Source organism: Mesorhizobium carmichaelinearum, from assembly GCF_900199455.1.
In the GTDB taxonomy this organism is placed as follows: Bacteria; Pseudomonadota; Alphaproteobacteria; order Rhizobiales; family Rhizobiaceae; genus Mesorhizobium; species Mesorhizobium carmichaelinearum.
Genome location: NZ_FZQR01000003.1, coordinates 314,288 through 328,452, shown reverse-complemented (window position 1 = coordinate 328,452; position 14,165 = coordinate 314,288). Strand labels below are relative to the sequence as shown.

Below are 14,165 nucleotides of genomic sequence, written 5' to 3'. Positions count from 1 at the left end.
ATCAAACCGTGGCGGGTTCGCTCGCCACGGTTTTTTATTTCCGTTCAATATGACAAGCCCGAAACGTCAAGCGCTGGAGTGCCAAAGGAATGGCCGGAAATTTCTCGTTCGATCAGTTGAAGAAAGCGGTCTCCAGCGGTGAGATCGACACGGTGCTGGCCTGCATCGTCGACCTGCAGGGGCGGCTGGCGGGAAAACGGTTCCTGGCGCAGTACTTCGTCGATTCCGCGCATGACGAAACACATGGCTGCAACTATCTGCTCGCCGCCGACATCGATATGGAGCCGGTGCCCGGCTACAAGGCGGCAAGCTGGTCGAAGGGCTATGGCGACTTCGTCATGAAGCCGGATCTCGCCACGCTGCGGCGCATTCCGTGGCTGGAAAAGACCGCGCTGGTGATCTGCGACGTGCTCGACCACCACACCCATGACGACCTGCCGCATTCGCCGCGCGCCATCCTGAAGAAGCAGGTCAAGCGGCTCACCGAGCGCGGCTATATCGGCTACTTCGCCTCCGAGCTCGAATTCTATCTGTTCAACGAGACCTACGATTCCGCCCGCAAGAAGCACTGGCAGGGTCTCGACACGGCGTCGCCCTATATTGGCGACTACCAGATCGGTATCACCACCAAGGAAGAAGGCGTCATGCGCCGGCTTCGCAACGAGATGGATGCGGCCGGCATCCCGATTGAGAACTCGAAGGGCGAATGGGGCCCGGGCCAGGAAGAGATCAATGTGCGCTATGCCGAGGCGCTCGACATGGCCGACCGCCACGTCATCCTGAAGAACGGTGCCAAGGAGATTGCCGAGTCCGAGGGCAAGGCGATTTCCTTCATGTCCAAGTACAATTACGGGCTCGCCGGCAACTCCAGCCACATCCACAATTCGCTGTGGAGCGCCGACGGCAAGACGCCTTTGTTTTTCGACAAGAAGGCGGACTGGACGCTATCCACCCTTGGCCAGCAATGGGCCGCCGGACAGCTGAAATATGCCAAGGAGTTCACCTGGTTCCTGGCGCCCTACATCAACTCCTACAAACGCTTCCAGGCCGGCACTTTCGCGCCGACCAAGATCATGTGGAGCGAGGACAACCGCACCGCCGGCTTCCGCCTGTGCGGCGAGGGCACCAAGGGAATCCGCATGGAATGCCGCATCGGCGGCGCCGACCTCAACCCTTATCTCGCCTTCGCGGCGCTGATCGCCGCCGGCCTCGCCGGCATCGATGAGAAGCTTGAACTGCAAAAGCCGTTCGTCGGCGATGCCTATCAGGCCTCGCGCCTGCCGGAGATCCCGAAGACGCTGCGCGACGCCACCGAGACGCTGGCCAAGTCGAAGATGCTGAAGCAGGCGCTCGGCGAGGACGTGCTCGAACATTATGTCCACACCGCCAAGTGGGAGCAGTTCGAATACGACCGCCGCATTACGGATTGGGAACTGCACAGAGGGTTTGAGCGGTACTAAACTATGTCCGGAGCCGCCCCCTGGCCATCGTCTGAATGGCGGGCGGCGTCAAAAATCAAGATTTCATGAAGTGCGAGGACTGAAGGAATGACCGAAACGGTCAAGTTGATATCTCCCATCGATGGCTCGATCTATGCCGAGCGGCCCGTGGCAACGGACCAGGCGGTCAATGCTGCTGTCGAGCGCGCCAAGGCGGCGCAGGAGAAGTGGGCTGAGACGCCGATCGTCGAGCGCGGCAAGTACATGCTGGCGATGCTCGAAGCGCTGGTCGCGATGACCGACGAGATCGTGCCGGAGATCGCCTGGCAGATGGGGCGGCCGGTGCGCTATGGCGGCGAGTTCGGCGGCGTCAAGGAACGCACCACCTACATGGTCGAGATCGCCGAGCAGGCGCTCAAGTCCGTGCCGGCCTCCAATCCCAAGGACGGCTTCCGCCGCTATGTGAAGAAAGATCCGCTCGGCGTGGTGATGGTGATCGCGCCGTGGAACTATCCCTATCTCACCGCCGTCAACACCATCGTGCCGGCGCTGATGGCCGGCAACGCCGTCATCCTCAAACATGCGGCGCAGACGCTGCTGGTCGGCGAGCGTTTTCAGCAGGCCTTCGACAAGGTGGGCCTGCCCAAGGGCGTGTTCCAGAATGTCGTGCTCAATCATGCGCAGACCGAGAAGCTGCTCGGCTCGGGCAAGATCGACCATGTCAATTTCACCGGTTCGGTCGGTGGCGGCCGCGCCATCGAAAAGGCGGCGGCCGGCACCTTCATGACGCTCGGCCTCGAGCTTGGCGGCAAGGATCCGGCCTATGTGCTGCCCGACGCCAAGATGGATCATGCGGTTGCCAATCTGGTCGATGGCGCCTTCTACAATTCCGGCCAGTGCTGCTGCGGCATCGAGCGCGTCTATGTGCATGAGAAGGTCTATGACGAGTTCGTCGAGGGGTTCATCGCCGAGACGAAGAACTATGTCGTCGGCAATCCACTGGAGCAAGCGACGACGATGGGGCCGATGGCGCAGGCGCGTTTCGCCGATCTGATCCGCGAGCAGAAGGCCGAAGCGCTGCGCAAGGGTGCCAAGGCGCACATCAACATGAAGGTGGCTAACGACAGAGCCGGCTCGCCTTACTTGGCGCCGGAAGTGTTGACCGAGGTCGACCATCAGATGAGTGTCATGCGCGAGGAAAGCTTCGGCCCGATCGTCGGCATCATGAAGGTGCGCAACGACGAAGAGGCGGTCGCGCTGATGAACGACAGCGCCTATGGGCTGACGGCCTCGATCTGGACCCGCGACACCGAGCATGCGGTGGCGATCGGCAACCGCGTCGAAACCGGCACGGTGTTCATGAACCGCTGCGACTATCTCGATCCGGCCCTGGTCTGGACCGGCGTCAAGGACACCGGCAAGGGCGCCGGACTGTCGGCCATTGGCTACGACAATCTGACCCGGCCGAAATCCTTCCACCTGCGCGAAGCCATCTGATTTTTCGAAAGACAAAAAATGTCCAAGCTGATCTCCAAATGGAACTACCCCACCACCGTCCGCTTCGGCGCCGGGCGCATCAAGGAACTGCCCGAGGTGCTTGATGCCACCGGCATCAAGCGGCCGCTCTTCGTCACCGATCCGGGGCTCGCCAAGCTGCCGGTCGTCGCTTCGACGCTGAAGATCCTCGACGACGCCAAGGTGCCTTATGGCGTGTTTTCCGAGGTGAAGCCGAACCCGGTCGATTCCAACCTCACCGCCGGCATCGCCGTGTTCAAGAAGGGCAAGCATGACGGCGTCATCGCCTTCGGCGGCGGCTCGGCGCTCGATCTTGGCAAGCTGATCGCCTTCCAGGCCGGCCAGACGCGGCCGGTGTGGGATTTCGAGGATGTCGGCGACTGGTGGACGCGCGCCAATTCGGACGCGATCGCGCCGATCATAGCCGTGCCGACCACCGCCGGCACCGGCTCGGAAGTCGGCCGCGCCGGCGTCATCACCAATGAGGAGACGCACACCAAGAAGGTCATCTTCCATCCGAAGCTCTTGCCGGCGATCGTCATTGCCGATCCGGAACTGTCGGTCGGCATGCCAGCTTTCATCACTGCCGGCACCGGCATGGATGCGCTCGCCCACTGCCTCGAAGCCTATTGCGCGCCGGGCTATCACCCGATGGCCGACGGTATTGCCGTCGAGGGTGTCCGGCTGGTGTTCGAGAACCTGCCGAAGGCCTATGCCAACGGCAAGGACCTTGTCGCGCGCGCCCATATGATGAGTGCGGCCGCCATGGGCGCTGCCGCCTTCCAGAAGGGACTGGGCGCCATCCACTCGCTGTCGCACCCGATCGGCGCGCTCTACGACACCCATCACGGCATGACCAACGCCGTGTTCATGCCCTATGTGCTGGCCTTCAACCGCGACTCCATCGAGGAGCGTATTGCCCGGCTCGCCGCCTATTGTGGCATCAAGGGCGGTTTTGACGGCTTCGCCAAGGCGATCATCAAGCTGCGCAAGGAGCTGAAGGTGCCGCACGCCCTGTCGGGCCTGATCAAGGGGCTCGACATGGACAAGAAGCGCAAGGCGCTGATCGCCGACATGGCGGTGGTCGATCCGACGGCGGGCGGCAACCCGGTCAAGCTGACCAAGAAGGCGGCGCTGACGCTGCTGGAAAACGCCATCGCAGGGACGATCTGACGGCATCGTCATTGCCGAAAATTGATCTGGAAAATCAGGGCAAACCAAGGGGGAAAGGATGAAATGCAAGGCGGAAAGTGATTAGCCGGAAAAATAAGTGATGGCTAATTGCTACAGCCCGTTAAAAAGAGTTAACTTTTTCTGCTGCCGGCCAATGGTTTCATAAAGCTTTCATCTGGCTGTCACATGAAAACGATACCGCATCGCAGGCGTCCAACGGCGTCAGTTCAACGGAGAGAACACATGTTCAAATTCACGGGGAAGGTGCTTTCCCTTTCGGCCGCGACCCTTATGGTGTCGTCGGTGATTTCGTCCGCGGCTTCGCTGGATGATCTCGTCAAGGCCGCAAAGGCTGAAGGCCAGCTCACCACCATCGCGCTGCCGCATGACTGGTGCGGTTACGGCGACGTCATCGCCGGCTTCAAGGCAAAGTATCCGGAAATCACCGTCAACGAACTCAACCCCGATGCCGGCTCCGGCGACGAGGTCGAGGCGATCAAGGCAAACAAGGACAATAAGGGCCCGCAGGCGCCCGACGTCATCGACGTTGGCCTGTCCTTCGGCCCGACCGCCAAGAAGGACGGCCTGTTGCTGCCTTACAAGGTGTCGACCTGGGACTCGATCCCGGACAGCGCCAAGGATGCCGATGGCGCCTGGTACGGCGACTATTACGGCGTTCTGTCGTTCATGGTGAACAAGGACCTGATCAAGGAATCGCCGAAGGACTGGGCCGATCTCCTGAAGCCGGAATTCGCCAACGCGGTTGCTGTCGCTGGTGATCCGCGCGCTTCGAACCAGGCCATCCAGGCGGTGTATGCCTCCGGTCTGTCGACGGGCGCCGCTGCTGGTGAAGCCGCCGGCACCGCCGGCCTCGACTTCTTCAAGAAGCTCAACGCCGCCGGCAATTTCGTCCCGGTCGTCGGTAAGCCCGCAACGCTCGCTCAGGGCCAGACCCCGATCCTGATCAACTGGGATTACAACGCGCTTGCTGGCCGTGATACGCTGAAGGGCAACCCGCCCGTCGACGTCATCGTGCCGAAGACCGGCGTTGTCGCTGGTGTCTACGTGCAGGCGATCAGCGCCTACGCGCCGCACCCGAACGCAGCCAAGCTGTGGATGGAATACCTCTATTCCGACGAAGGCCAGATCGGCTGGCTGAAGGGCTATTGCCACCCGATCCGCTTCAACGATCTCGCCAAGGCCGGCAAGATCCCGGCTGATGTGCTGGCCAAGCTGCCGCCGGCGGAATCCTATGCCGCGGCCGCGTTCCCGACGCTTGATGAGCAGGGCAAGGCCAAGGAAGCCATCAGCAAGAACTGGGACGCCGTTGTCGGCGCCAACGTCAAGTAAGACTTGGATAATCCACCGGGCGGTCGCGAGGCCGCCCGGCTTTCCCTCGAAGACGGTAGCCGGCGCATGACCGATCTCTCGCTTTCAAATCGAACGATTGCCACCAAGCCCGCGCCGCCGAATGCGGCGACCGCTTTCCGGTTCCCGACGCAATGGATCGGTGTGGCGCCGTTCTTCATTTTCACCATCATGTTCCTGATCCTGCCGACGCTTTATCTTGTCGTTGGCGCCTTTCAAGACGGGGACGGCCACCTGACGCTGGATAACCTCCTGCAACTGGTGAGCGACCCGTCCATCAGCAATGCCTACTGGGTTTCGATCAAGATCAGTTTCTGGTCGGCCATCATCGGTGCATTTGCCGGACTCGCGCTGGCTATCGCTATCGTGCGCGGCGGCCTGCCCAACTGGATACGGTCGGCGACCCTGACATTCTCCGGTGTGGCCTCTAACTTCGCCGGCTTGCCGCTCGCCTTCGCGTTCATAGCAACGCTCGGTCGCGTCGGTATTGTGACGGCGCTCCTGCGCGATGTGTTCAACCTCAACATCTACGCGATGGGGTTCAATTTCCTGACCACGGCCGGGCTGATCGTGGTTTACCTGTTCTTCCAGATTCCGCTGATGGTGGTCATCATCGTGCCGGCAATCGACGGTTTGAAGAAGGAATGGGGCGAGGCGGCCGCCACACTCGGTGCCACCCAGGCGCAGTACTGGCGCATGGTGGTCATACCGGTGTTGTGGCCAAGCTTTCTCGGCACGGTCATCCTGCTGTTCGCCAATTCCTTCGGCGCCATTGCCACGGCTTATGCGTTTGCCGGCCCGGCGCTCAACATCGTGCCCATCAAGCTGTATTCTCAGATCAATGGCGACGTGCTGCACAACCCGCAACTCGGCTACGCCATCGCCTTCGGCATGATCGTCATCACGGGCTTGGCCAATGTCTTCTACATCTGGTTCCGGACGCGTTCTGAGAGGTGGCTCAAATGAAGTCGGGAAAATTCTGGGCTTGGGTCGTTTTCGCGCTTAGCGCGGCATATTTCTTCATTCCTCTGCTCGCGACGTTCGAGTTTTCGCTGCGCCTGCGGCGCGGCGTCCATTCCTTCGACGCCTATCAGATCGTGTTGGGCGACCCACGGTTCCAGGCAACGTTCATGTATTCGGTGATTGCCGCGATCTTCACCATCATCCTGGGTGTGCTGGTCGTGGTGCCGGCGGCCTACTGGATCCGGCTGCGGTTGCCGCAGCTGCGGCCGATTGTCGAGTTCATCACCTTGCTGCCGCTGGTCATCCCGGCCATCGTCATCGTCTTCGGCTACATCAGAATGTATGGCTCAAATTCGCCACTGCCGTTCCTTGCCAGCGATCTGGGCGCCAGTTCCTTGCTGGTGATCGGCTATGCGACGCTGTCGCTGCCCTATATGTACCGCGCGGTCGATACCGGACTTCGCACCATCGACGTGCGCACGTTGACCGAAGCGGCGCAGATACTTGGTGCCGGCTGGTCGACGATCATCACAAAGGTTATCCTGCCCAATGTGCTGATCGCGGTGTTGTCGGGCGCGTTTCTGACCTTCGCGATCGTTATCGGCGAGTTCACCATGGCAAGCCTGCTCAACCGGCCGGCCTTTGGGCCCTACCTGCAGAACATCGGCGCCAACCGCGCCTATGAGCCGGCGGCGCTTGCCATCATCGCCTTCGCCATCACCTGGGGCTGCATGTCGCTGATCCAGATACTGTCCCGCTTCGCGCCGAAATCGGCGAACCGCCCGAATTGATCGAGAGAAAAGCCATGGTCGAGCCATTCCTGTCCATCCAGCATGTGCGAAAGTCCTACGGCACCAACACCGTGGTCCAGGACTTCAGCCTCGATGTCGAGCCGGGCGAGTTCGTCTCATTCCTCGGGCCATCGGGCTGCGGCAAGACCACGGTGCTGCGCATGGTCGCCGGGTTCGAGGAGCCGTCGGCCGGCAAGATCGTCGTCGCCGGCAAGGACATTACCCGGCTGAAGCCCAACCAACGCAATGTCGGCATGGTGTTCCAGGCCTATGCGCTGTTCCCGAACCTGACCGTGGCGCAGAACATCGCCTTCGGGCTGAAGGTTGGCGGCATGAACAAGCCGGACGCCGACCGGCGCGTCGCCGAGATGCTCGAGATCATCAAGCTGCCGCAGATGGCTGAGCGCTACCCCTACCAGCTCTCGGGCGGCCAGCAGCAGCGCATCGCGCTGGCGCGCGCCATCGCGCCGAAGCCAAAGCTGCTTCTGCTCGACGAGCCGCTGTCGGCGCTCGACGCCAAGGTGCGCGTGTCGTTGCGTGAGGAAATCCGTTCGATCCAGAAGAAGCTCGACATCACCACCATCTTCGTTACCCACGATCAGGAAGAGGCGCTGTCGATCTCCGATCGCATCGCCGTCATGTATGGCGGCAAGGCGGAGCAGGTTGGTACGCCGTTCGAGATCTACAACCGCCCGGCGACGAAGTTCGTCGCCAATTTCGTTGGCACACTGAATGTGCTGGAAGGCACCGTCACCGACGCAGCGGCGGGCACGGTGCGGGTCAATTCCGAACAGGTCTCGCTGAAGGGCAAGCTCAACGGATCCAAGTCGGGCGATACGCTGACGCTGGCGCTGCGTCCCGAGGCGATTTCGCTCGGCCGTCAGCCCGGTCGCGATTCCAGCCTGTCCGGCGAGATCTCCGAAGTGCATTTCCTCGGCTCGGTGATCCGCGTTCGCGTCGGCATTGGCGGCAACACGGTGTCGCTCGACACGTTCAACAGCCCGGCAACGCCGCCACCGGCTGTCGGCGAAAAGGCCGAGATTTCATTCTCGTCCGACGACATGCTGGTCTTGCACTGATCTCGCCTGGCGGCGCGTTCAATATCGAGATTTCGAGGGTAGCGTCGTCAGGAATTGACGATGCTGCTCCAGCCAGTCGGGATTTTGGGGTGCGACGATCTCGACGCACATCTGGACACATTCATTGCAAATGAAAGCATCTGGGCCTGCAATTATCTGCAGCACCTCTGCTTGGGACTTTCCACAAAACGAGCAGTGCGGTTCCGGTGCCATAGCGCAGTCCTTCAAGCCTTCTGCAGGCTGAGTGTTAGAGCATTCAAGCCGGTGCGATAAAGGCCTGTGAAATCTCTTGGAAGACCGGCAGGGCTTCCATCCGCGCGGCGTGGGCTTCCAGAGCCGGAAAGGCAGCCAGCGACACAAGCCCCGGATGCGCCTCGCCGATGAAACGCAGCACGGCGGCAACCGCGATGTCGGCATGACCGATACGGTCGCCGAACCAGTAAGGTGTCGACCGTTTGGCACGGTCGGCCTCCAGCACGGCAAGCACCGCCGCGATCTGCGTGCGGCAGCGGCTGGCCCATACGTCAGAGACCTTCTCGTGCAGTCGCTTCTCGTAGAACAGGCTGACCGCCTTGTCGCCGAGCCCTGTGGCCAAGGCCGAGATTTTCAGCGCTTGATGGCGTAGCGGCTCCTCTGTCGGAAACATCCTCTTTTCGGCCGGGACCAAACCGTCCAGATAGTCGAGCATCAAATGGCTTTCGATCAGCACCTCGCCATTGTCCAGCACCAGTGTCGGCACCCGCGTCAGCGGGTTGTAGGGCCGGATCTTGTCGGCATCGCCGAAGGCCGACCACGGACGGTGCTCGAAAGGTATGCCATACAGGGTCAGCGCGATGCCGACACGGCGCACGAAAGGCGAGTCATATTGGCCGATGAGGATCATACCGGTGTTGTAGGGCAGGAGGCTGCTTGAGGCGTACGGCCAGAGGGCTTGAGTTTGTTGGCCAATCCACCGCATCCTGCACGAATATTTGCACCGGCACTCCCGTCTCATTGAAGTAACCGCCCATGGCTCTTTTCGAACTCACCCTTATCCTGCTTTTGACGGCCGTTGCGCTGACGGCGCTGTCGCGGCGGCTGGAGATTCCCTATCCGTCCCTGCTGGCCTTGGCCGGGGTCGCCATTGCTTTCGTGCCTGGCGCGCCAATCATCGAGATCGATCCGGAACTGGCGCTTGCGCTGTTCATCGCGCCGGTGCTTCTCGATGCCGCCTATGACACGTCGCTGCGTGACCTGAAGCGCTACCGGCTGTCGCTGTTGCTGCTGGCGCTTGGCGCCGTCGTCTTCACCACTGTCGTCGTTGCCTTCGTCGGCTGGAAGATGGCCGGCCTGCCCATCGCCGCGGCGATCGCGCTCGGCGCCATCGTCGCGCCACCGGATGCAGTCGCGGCATCAGCCGTGCTCAGCCAATTCAAGGTGCCGCACCGCATCACCGCCATCCTGCAGGGCGAGAGCCTGCTCAACGATGCCACAGCACTCTTGATCTACCGCCTGGCGGTTTCGGCAGCACTCGGTTCGATCATGCTGAGCAACGCCATTCCGACGATCCTGCTGTCAACCATAGGCAGCCTGATCGCCGGCTATCTGCTTGGCCGCTTCTCGCTGCTGACGCTCACTCGGATCGAGGATGCGGCGAGCAGCACGGTGGTGCAGTTCGCCGGGACATTCGGTGTGTGGATCCTGGCCGACAAGCTCGGTCTTTCCGCCATCATCACCATCGTCGTCTACGCCATCACCCTTGCGCGCAGGGCGCCACGCCGCATGTCGGCAAGGCGGCGCGTCAGCACCTATTCGGTGTGGGAGTCGGCGGTGTTCGTGCTCAACGTGCTGGCTTTCGTGCTGATGGGCCTGCAGGCGCGATCGATCGTCGGCCGGCTTTCGGGCGAAGGGCAAGGCCAAGCCTTTCTCTTCGCCGCGACGGTGCTGGTCGTGGTCATTGTGGCACGCCTCGTCTGGGTGGCGAGTTACGTTGCAATCATACGATGGTTTGCCCGCTTCGGTGGCGAAGACAGGAAGCGGGATGTGCCGACATTTGGCGGCGCCGTGCTCGTCGGCTGGTGCGGTATGCGCGGGCTGGTGACGCTGGTGGTGGCCATCGCGCTGCCCGCCGGCTTTCCCGGTCGCGATCCGATCGTGCTTGCCGCCTTCGCCGTGGTTCTGGGCACGCTGGTGCTGCAGGGGATGACGCTGAAGCCTCTGCTGCGGGTACTCAACTTCGATCCGGATAGGACGGTCGACAATGAGGTGGCGCAGGCACGTGTCGCCATCATGCAGGCCGCACTCGACGTGTTGAGCCGCAAGACGTCAGCCGCGGCGGCTGTCGTGCGCGAGCAGTACGAGGCTCAGCGCGTCGTTGCGGAAAACCCGGAGGACGCTCAAGCCGCGACCGAATACGACCGGCTGCGCCTCTACGCGATCAACCGCCAGCGCGACACCCTCGAGGAACTGCGCCGCAACGGCACGATCGGCGATGAAGCCTATCACCGGCTCGAGGAAGAGATCGACTGGGCGGAACTGGCGGCGTCTCCGGCTGGCCGGTTCCAGCCGCTGACGACCTATTAGGACGGCTCATCGTCAGACCTGAGCCGCCGGCGTCCCTGAGGCGCCTCGCGGCGTTTTCCGGCGTGCGGAGGATACCGGAGCGGTCCGGAATCGGTGCATGATCGCGCAGCAGGGTCGGAGGAGGGCTTCTGGCACAAGCCGCTTGCATTCTCCTGCACATTGCAAGCAATCCCCTGAGCCGCTACTGCCATCACCGAAAGTGAGCCGGATAAGCAATGAAGCTGGTCAGCTACAACATCCAGTACGGGTTTGGCGGTGACGGCCGCTACGATCTTTCGCGCGCGGCCCGGGTCGTTGACGGCGCCGACATCATTGCCCTGCAAGAGGTCGAGCGGCACTGGCAACGCAGCAATTTCGACGATCAGCCGGAACTGCTGTCGCGCCTGCTGCCTGACTATCACTGGGTCTACGGCCCGGCCTTCGACATGGATGCCAGCGAGCGGCAGGACGGCCGCCTGGTCAACCAGCGCCGGCAGTTCGGCACGATGGTGCTGTCGAAGCTGCCAATCGTCTGGTCACGGCTGCATGCGCTGCCGATGCGCCGCACCTTGCGGCCGCTCAACACCCGCAACGCGGCTTTGGAATGCATGATCCGCACGCCGGCCGGCCCGGTGCGGGTGTTTTCGCTGCATCTTGCCCATATCGCCGCGGAGGAGCGGCTGGAGCAGATCAACTACCTGCTTGCCGAACATCGCCGCGCGCCCTCCGAAGGCGGGCCGTGGAGCGGCACTGATGACGAGCCTGCGCGCAACTGGACCAGCGGCGAAGCCGCGCCGGAAAATCCGCTGGCGGCGATCTGGATGGGCGATTTCAACATGGAGCCGGGCAGCGCCGAATATCGCCGCATCGTCGGCAGCACGCCCTATCATCGCGGTGCGGCCTATATCGACGGCTTCGTCGATGCCGCCGCCGTTGCTATCGAACCGGCGAATGACTTCCATACCCATGAGAAGATCATCGACGGCAGGCTGGCAAAGCGCCGGCTCGACCACTGTTTCGTCGGCGGCATGTTCGCTGGGCGGGTCCGCTCGATCAACGCCGACATAGGCGAGGTGGCGTCCGACCACTTCCCGGTCCGGATCGATATCGATCTCGAAACGCCGCTCGGCTTGGGAGGTCGGTAAGGCCGAAATGACGCTTTTCGTCTTCTTCGCGGTGCTTGCCGCCGCCGCCATGCACGCGATCTGGAACGCGCTGGTCAAGGTCCATCTCGACCGCTTCCTGTCGATCACGCTGATGACGCTCGGCATGGGGGCGGCCGCACTCGTGGTGCTGCCCTTCGTCGAGTTCCCGAAGGCGGAAGTGTGGCCCTACATCATCGCCTCCGTCATTTTCCACATGGGCTACCGCACCTTCCTGATCGGCGCCTACCAGGCTGGCGATTTTGCCCAGACCTATCCGCTGGCGCGCGGCACGGCACCTTTGCTGGCCGCGATTGGCGGCATGTTCGTCGTCGCCGAAGTGCCGGCGCCGCTCGCCATAGTCGGCATCCTGCTGTTGTCGGCCGGCACGCTGGTGATGTCGTTTCGTGGCGGCGCACATCTGGAGAAGCTCAATCTGCGCGCCGTCGGCTTTGCCTTCGGCACATCGGTGTTCATCGCCAGTTATACGCTGTCCGACGGCAGCGGCGCGCGGCTGGCGGCAACCGCGCAAAGCTATGCCGCCTGGCTGTTCATCTGCGATGCCTTTGGCGCGCTGGTGCTGTGCCTCATCTTCCGCGGGCCCAAGGCGCTTCCTATCCTGGCGCGCGACTGGAAGACCGGACTGTTCACCGGCGTGCTCAGCGGCGCGGCCTACTGGATCGTGATGTGGGCGATGACCAAGGCGCCGATCGCCTCGGTGGCATCGCTGCGCGAGACCTCGATCCTGTTCGCCATGCTGATCTCGGTCTACGCGCTCGGCGAGAAGATGACGGGCTGGCGCGGCGCCGCCGCGCTCAGCATCGTCGCCGGGGTTATCGCGCTGAGGCTTGGTTAGCTGCGCTCCAGAACCGTCATCACTTGGCCGCGCCGTTCCGGACTGAAGCGGATGACGACGATGATGCAGACGGCGACCACGCCAGCGAAAAGCGCCAGCGCGTAGCCGTAACTGCCTCCGGCGCTTTCCGCGATTCCCGCCTGATACGGACCGCCATAGGACGCCGCGAGATTGCCGGCCTGATAGATGAAGCCGGGCAAGGTCGCGCGCACCGCGCCGGGTGACAGTTCGTTGAGATGCACGGGGATGACGCCCCAGGCGCCCTGGACCGCGATCTGCATGACGAAGGCGCCGATGGCGAGCATGAACGGCGTCGTGCTGTACGCCCACAGCGGAATCGACGGCAGGGCGATCAGGCAGGCCAGAGTGATGGCGTTGACGCGGCCGATCTTCTCGGACAGCGCGCCGAATGTCAGGCCGCCGACAATGGCGCCGAGATTGGCGACGATGGTGATCCAACTCACCGTGTGCGGATCAAAGCCGTGCTGCTTCTTCAGGAAGGTCGGGTAGAGGTCCTGCGTGCCATGGCTGAAGAAATTGAAGAACATCATCAGCACGACGGCATAGAGCGCCACGCCCCAGTGCTTCTGCAGCGTTTCCAGGAGCCCCGGCTTGACGGATTTCTGCGCCTCGACGAAGGCCGGCGATTCCGGCACGTGCGAGCGGATGAAGAGCACGATCAGCGCCGGCACGAAGGAGAGCAGGAACATGGCGCGCCAGCCGACCGTGTAGCCGCCGATCGTCTGTTGATAGAGCAGACCGTAGACCACCGCCGCCAAGAGGTAACCGGCCGGATAGCCGCATTGCAGAATGCCCGAGACCATGCCGCGGGCGCTGGGCGGGATGGATTCCATGGCGAGCGAACTGCCGAGCCCCCATTCGCCGCCCATGGCGATGCCGAACAAAGCACGTAGCGCTAGGAAGATGCCGAGATTGGGCGAGAAGGCGGCGAGCGCGCCGATCACCGAATAGCTGACGATGTTGAGCATGAGGATGGGCTTGCGCCCGTATTTGTCGGCGAGCATGCCAAAGAAGAACGCGCCGATGAAGCGCGTCGCCAAGGTCAGGAACAGTGCCTTTGAGACTGCCGGGACATCGGTGTGGAATTCACTCGCAATATCGGTGAGCAGGAACGTCAGAAGGAAGAAATCAAAAGCGTCGAGCGTCCAGCCCAGGAATGAGGCCAGAACGGTTTTCTTCTGCTCGGCGGTGAGATTCAAGGCGTCCTCCTTTGGCTCCCCCAAAGGAACGATATGTCGCCCTGCTTGCAAAAGAGAACAGCGATCAGCCGGCTTTCG

At 62.4% G+C, this 14,165-nt stretch carries 12 protein-coding genes and 1 pseudogene; 10 read left to right on the top strand and 3 right to left on the bottom strand.

Features of this window, described 5'->3' with window-relative positions; all coding sequences use genetic code 11:
- The first annotated feature begins 89 nt into the window (after window positions 1-89).
- The 7 genes from CKW40_RS08180 (at window position 90) to CKW40_RS08150 (ending at window position 8,328) form a co-directional block, all read left to right on the top strand.
- On the top strand, window positions 90-1,460 hold the full coding sequence (locus tag CKW40_RS08180) for a glutamine synthetase family protein (protein WP_095199434.1): 1,371 nt from the start codon (window positions 90-92) through the stop codon (window positions 1,458-1,460).
- A gap of 87 nt (window positions 1,461-1,547) precedes the next feature.
- Entirely contained in the window at window positions 1,548-2,936 is a 1,389-nt protein-coding gene (locus CKW40_RS08175) for an aldehyde dehydrogenase family protein (RefSeq protein ID WP_095199433.1), read from the top strand.
- An 18-nt stretch (window positions 2,937-2,954) separates the two neighbouring features.
- The gene (locus CKW40_RS08170) at window positions 2,955-4,127 is read left to right on the top strand and encodes an iron-containing alcohol dehydrogenase (RefSeq protein ID WP_095199432.1); all 1,173 of its coding nucleotides are present in this window, start codon (window positions 2,955-2,957) and stop codon (window positions 4,125-4,127) included.
- Between the two features lie 243 nt (window positions 4,128-4,370).
- The gene (locus CKW40_RS08165) at window positions 4,371-5,477 is read left to right on the top strand and encodes an ABC transporter substrate-binding protein (protein ID WP_095199431.1); all 1,107 of its coding nucleotides are present in this window, start codon (window positions 4,371-4,373) and stop codon (window positions 5,475-5,477) included.
- A gap of 66 nt (window positions 5,478-5,543) precedes the next feature.
- Window positions 5,544-6,461 carry an ABC transporter permease gene (locus CKW40_RS08160; protein WP_095199430.1) on the top strand — a complete coding sequence of 306 codons (918 nt, stop codon included), beginning with the start codon at window positions 5,544-5,546 and terminating at the stop codon, window positions 6,459-6,461.
- Window positions 6,458-7,249 carry an ABC transporter permease gene (locus CKW40_RS08155; protein ID WP_095199429.1) on the top strand — a complete coding sequence of 264 codons (792 nt, stop codon included), beginning with the start codon at window positions 6,458-6,460 and terminating at the stop codon, window positions 7,247-7,249. The genes CKW40_RS08160 and CKW40_RS08155 overlap by 4 nt, the downstream gene beginning before the upstream one ends.
- Window positions 7,250-7,263: 14 nt before the next feature.
- The gene (locus tag CKW40_RS08150) at window positions 7,264-8,328 is read left to right on the top strand and encodes an ABC transporter ATP-binding protein (protein WP_095199428.1); all 1,065 of its coding nucleotides are present in this window, start codon (window positions 7,264-7,266) and stop codon (window positions 8,326-8,328) included.
- 104 nt (window positions 8,329-8,432) lie between these two features.
- Here the strand turns inward: CKW40_RS08150 and CKW40_RS45950 are convergent.
- Both CKW40_RS45950 and CKW40_RS08140 read right to left on the bottom strand, forming a co-directional pair.
- Window positions 8,433-8,541, bottom strand: a pseudogene (locus CKW40_RS45950) (ClpX C4-type zinc finger protein); the annotation flags it as partial.
- A gap of 43 nt (window positions 8,542-8,584) precedes the next feature.
- Complete coding sequence (locus CKW40_RS08140) at window positions 8,585-9,211, bottom strand: glutathione S-transferase family protein (RefSeq protein WP_095199426.1); 627 nt, start codon at window positions 9,209-9,211, stop codon at window positions 8,585-8,587.
- Between the two features lie 125 nt (window positions 9,212-9,336).
- Between CKW40_RS08140 and CKW40_RS08135 the strand changes: the two genes are divergently transcribed.
- The 3 genes from CKW40_RS08135 (at window position 9,337) to CKW40_RS08125 (ending at window position 12,867) form a co-directional block, all read left to right on the top strand.
- Complete coding sequence (locus CKW40_RS08135; RefSeq protein WP_095199425.1) at window positions 9,337-10,890, top strand: cation:proton antiporter; 1,554 nt, start codon at window positions 9,337-9,339, stop codon at window positions 10,888-10,890.
- A 215-nt stretch (window positions 10,891-11,105) separates the two neighbouring features.
- A complete protein-coding gene (locus CKW40_RS08130; RefSeq protein WP_095199424.1) occupies window positions 11,106-12,014 on the top strand; it encodes an endonuclease/exonuclease/phosphatase family protein in 909 nt (302 codons plus the stop codon).
- 7 nt (window positions 12,015-12,021) lie between these two features.
- The gene (locus CKW40_RS08125; protein ID WP_095199423.1) at window positions 12,022-12,867 is read left to right on the top strand and encodes an EamA family transporter; all 846 of its coding nucleotides are present in this window, start codon (window positions 12,022-12,024) and stop codon (window positions 12,865-12,867) included.
- On the opposite strand, the gene CKW40_RS08120 is transcribed toward CKW40_RS08125, so the two are convergent.
- Complete coding sequence (locus CKW40_RS08120; protein WP_179297880.1) at window positions 12,864-14,087, bottom strand: MFS transporter; 1,224 nt, start codon at window positions 14,085-14,087, stop codon at window positions 12,864-12,866. The genes CKW40_RS08125 and CKW40_RS08120 overlap by 4 nt on opposite strands.
- Window positions 14,088-14,165: the final 78 nt, after the last annotated feature.

Coding starts and splice junctions, on each gene's coding strand:
- CKW40_RS08180 (WP_095199434.1), top strand. CDS start 90: ATGGCCGGAAATTTCTCGTTCGATCAGTTGAAGAAAGCGGTCTCCAGC.
- CKW40_RS08175 (WP_095199433.1), top strand. CDS start 1,548: ATGACCGAAACGGTCAAGTTGATATCTCCCATCGATGGCTCGATCTAT.
- CKW40_RS08170 (WP_095199432.1), top strand. CDS start 2,955: ATGTCCAAGCTGATCTCCAAATGGAACTACCCCACCACCGTCCGCTTC.
- CKW40_RS08165 (WP_095199431.1), top strand. CDS start 4,371: ATGTTCAAATTCACGGGGAAGGTGCTTTCCCTTTCGGCCGCGACCCTT.
- CKW40_RS08160 (WP_095199430.1), top strand. CDS start 5,544: ATGACCGATCTCTCGCTTTCAAATCGAACGATTGCCACCAAGCCCGCG.
- CKW40_RS08155 (WP_095199429.1), top strand. CDS start 6,458: ATGAAGTCGGGAAAATTCTGGGCTTGGGTCGTTTTCGCGCTTAGCGCG.
- CKW40_RS08150 (WP_095199428.1), top strand. CDS start 7,264: ATGGTCGAGCCATTCCTGTCCATCCAGCATGTGCGAAAGTCCTACGGC.
- CKW40_RS08140 (WP_095199426.1), bottom strand. CDS start 9,211: ATGATCCTCATCGGCCAATATGACTCGCCTTTCGTGCGCCGTGTCGGC.
- CKW40_RS08135 (WP_095199425.1), top strand. CDS start 9,337: ATGGCTCTTTTCGAACTCACCCTTATCCTGCTTTTGACGGCCGTTGCG.
- CKW40_RS08130 (WP_095199424.1), top strand. CDS start 11,106: ATGAAGCTGGTCAGCTACAACATCCAGTACGGGTTTGGCGGTGACGGC.
- CKW40_RS08125 (WP_095199423.1), top strand. CDS start 12,022: ATGACGCTTTTCGTCTTCTTCGCGGTGCTTGCCGCCGCCGCCATGCAC.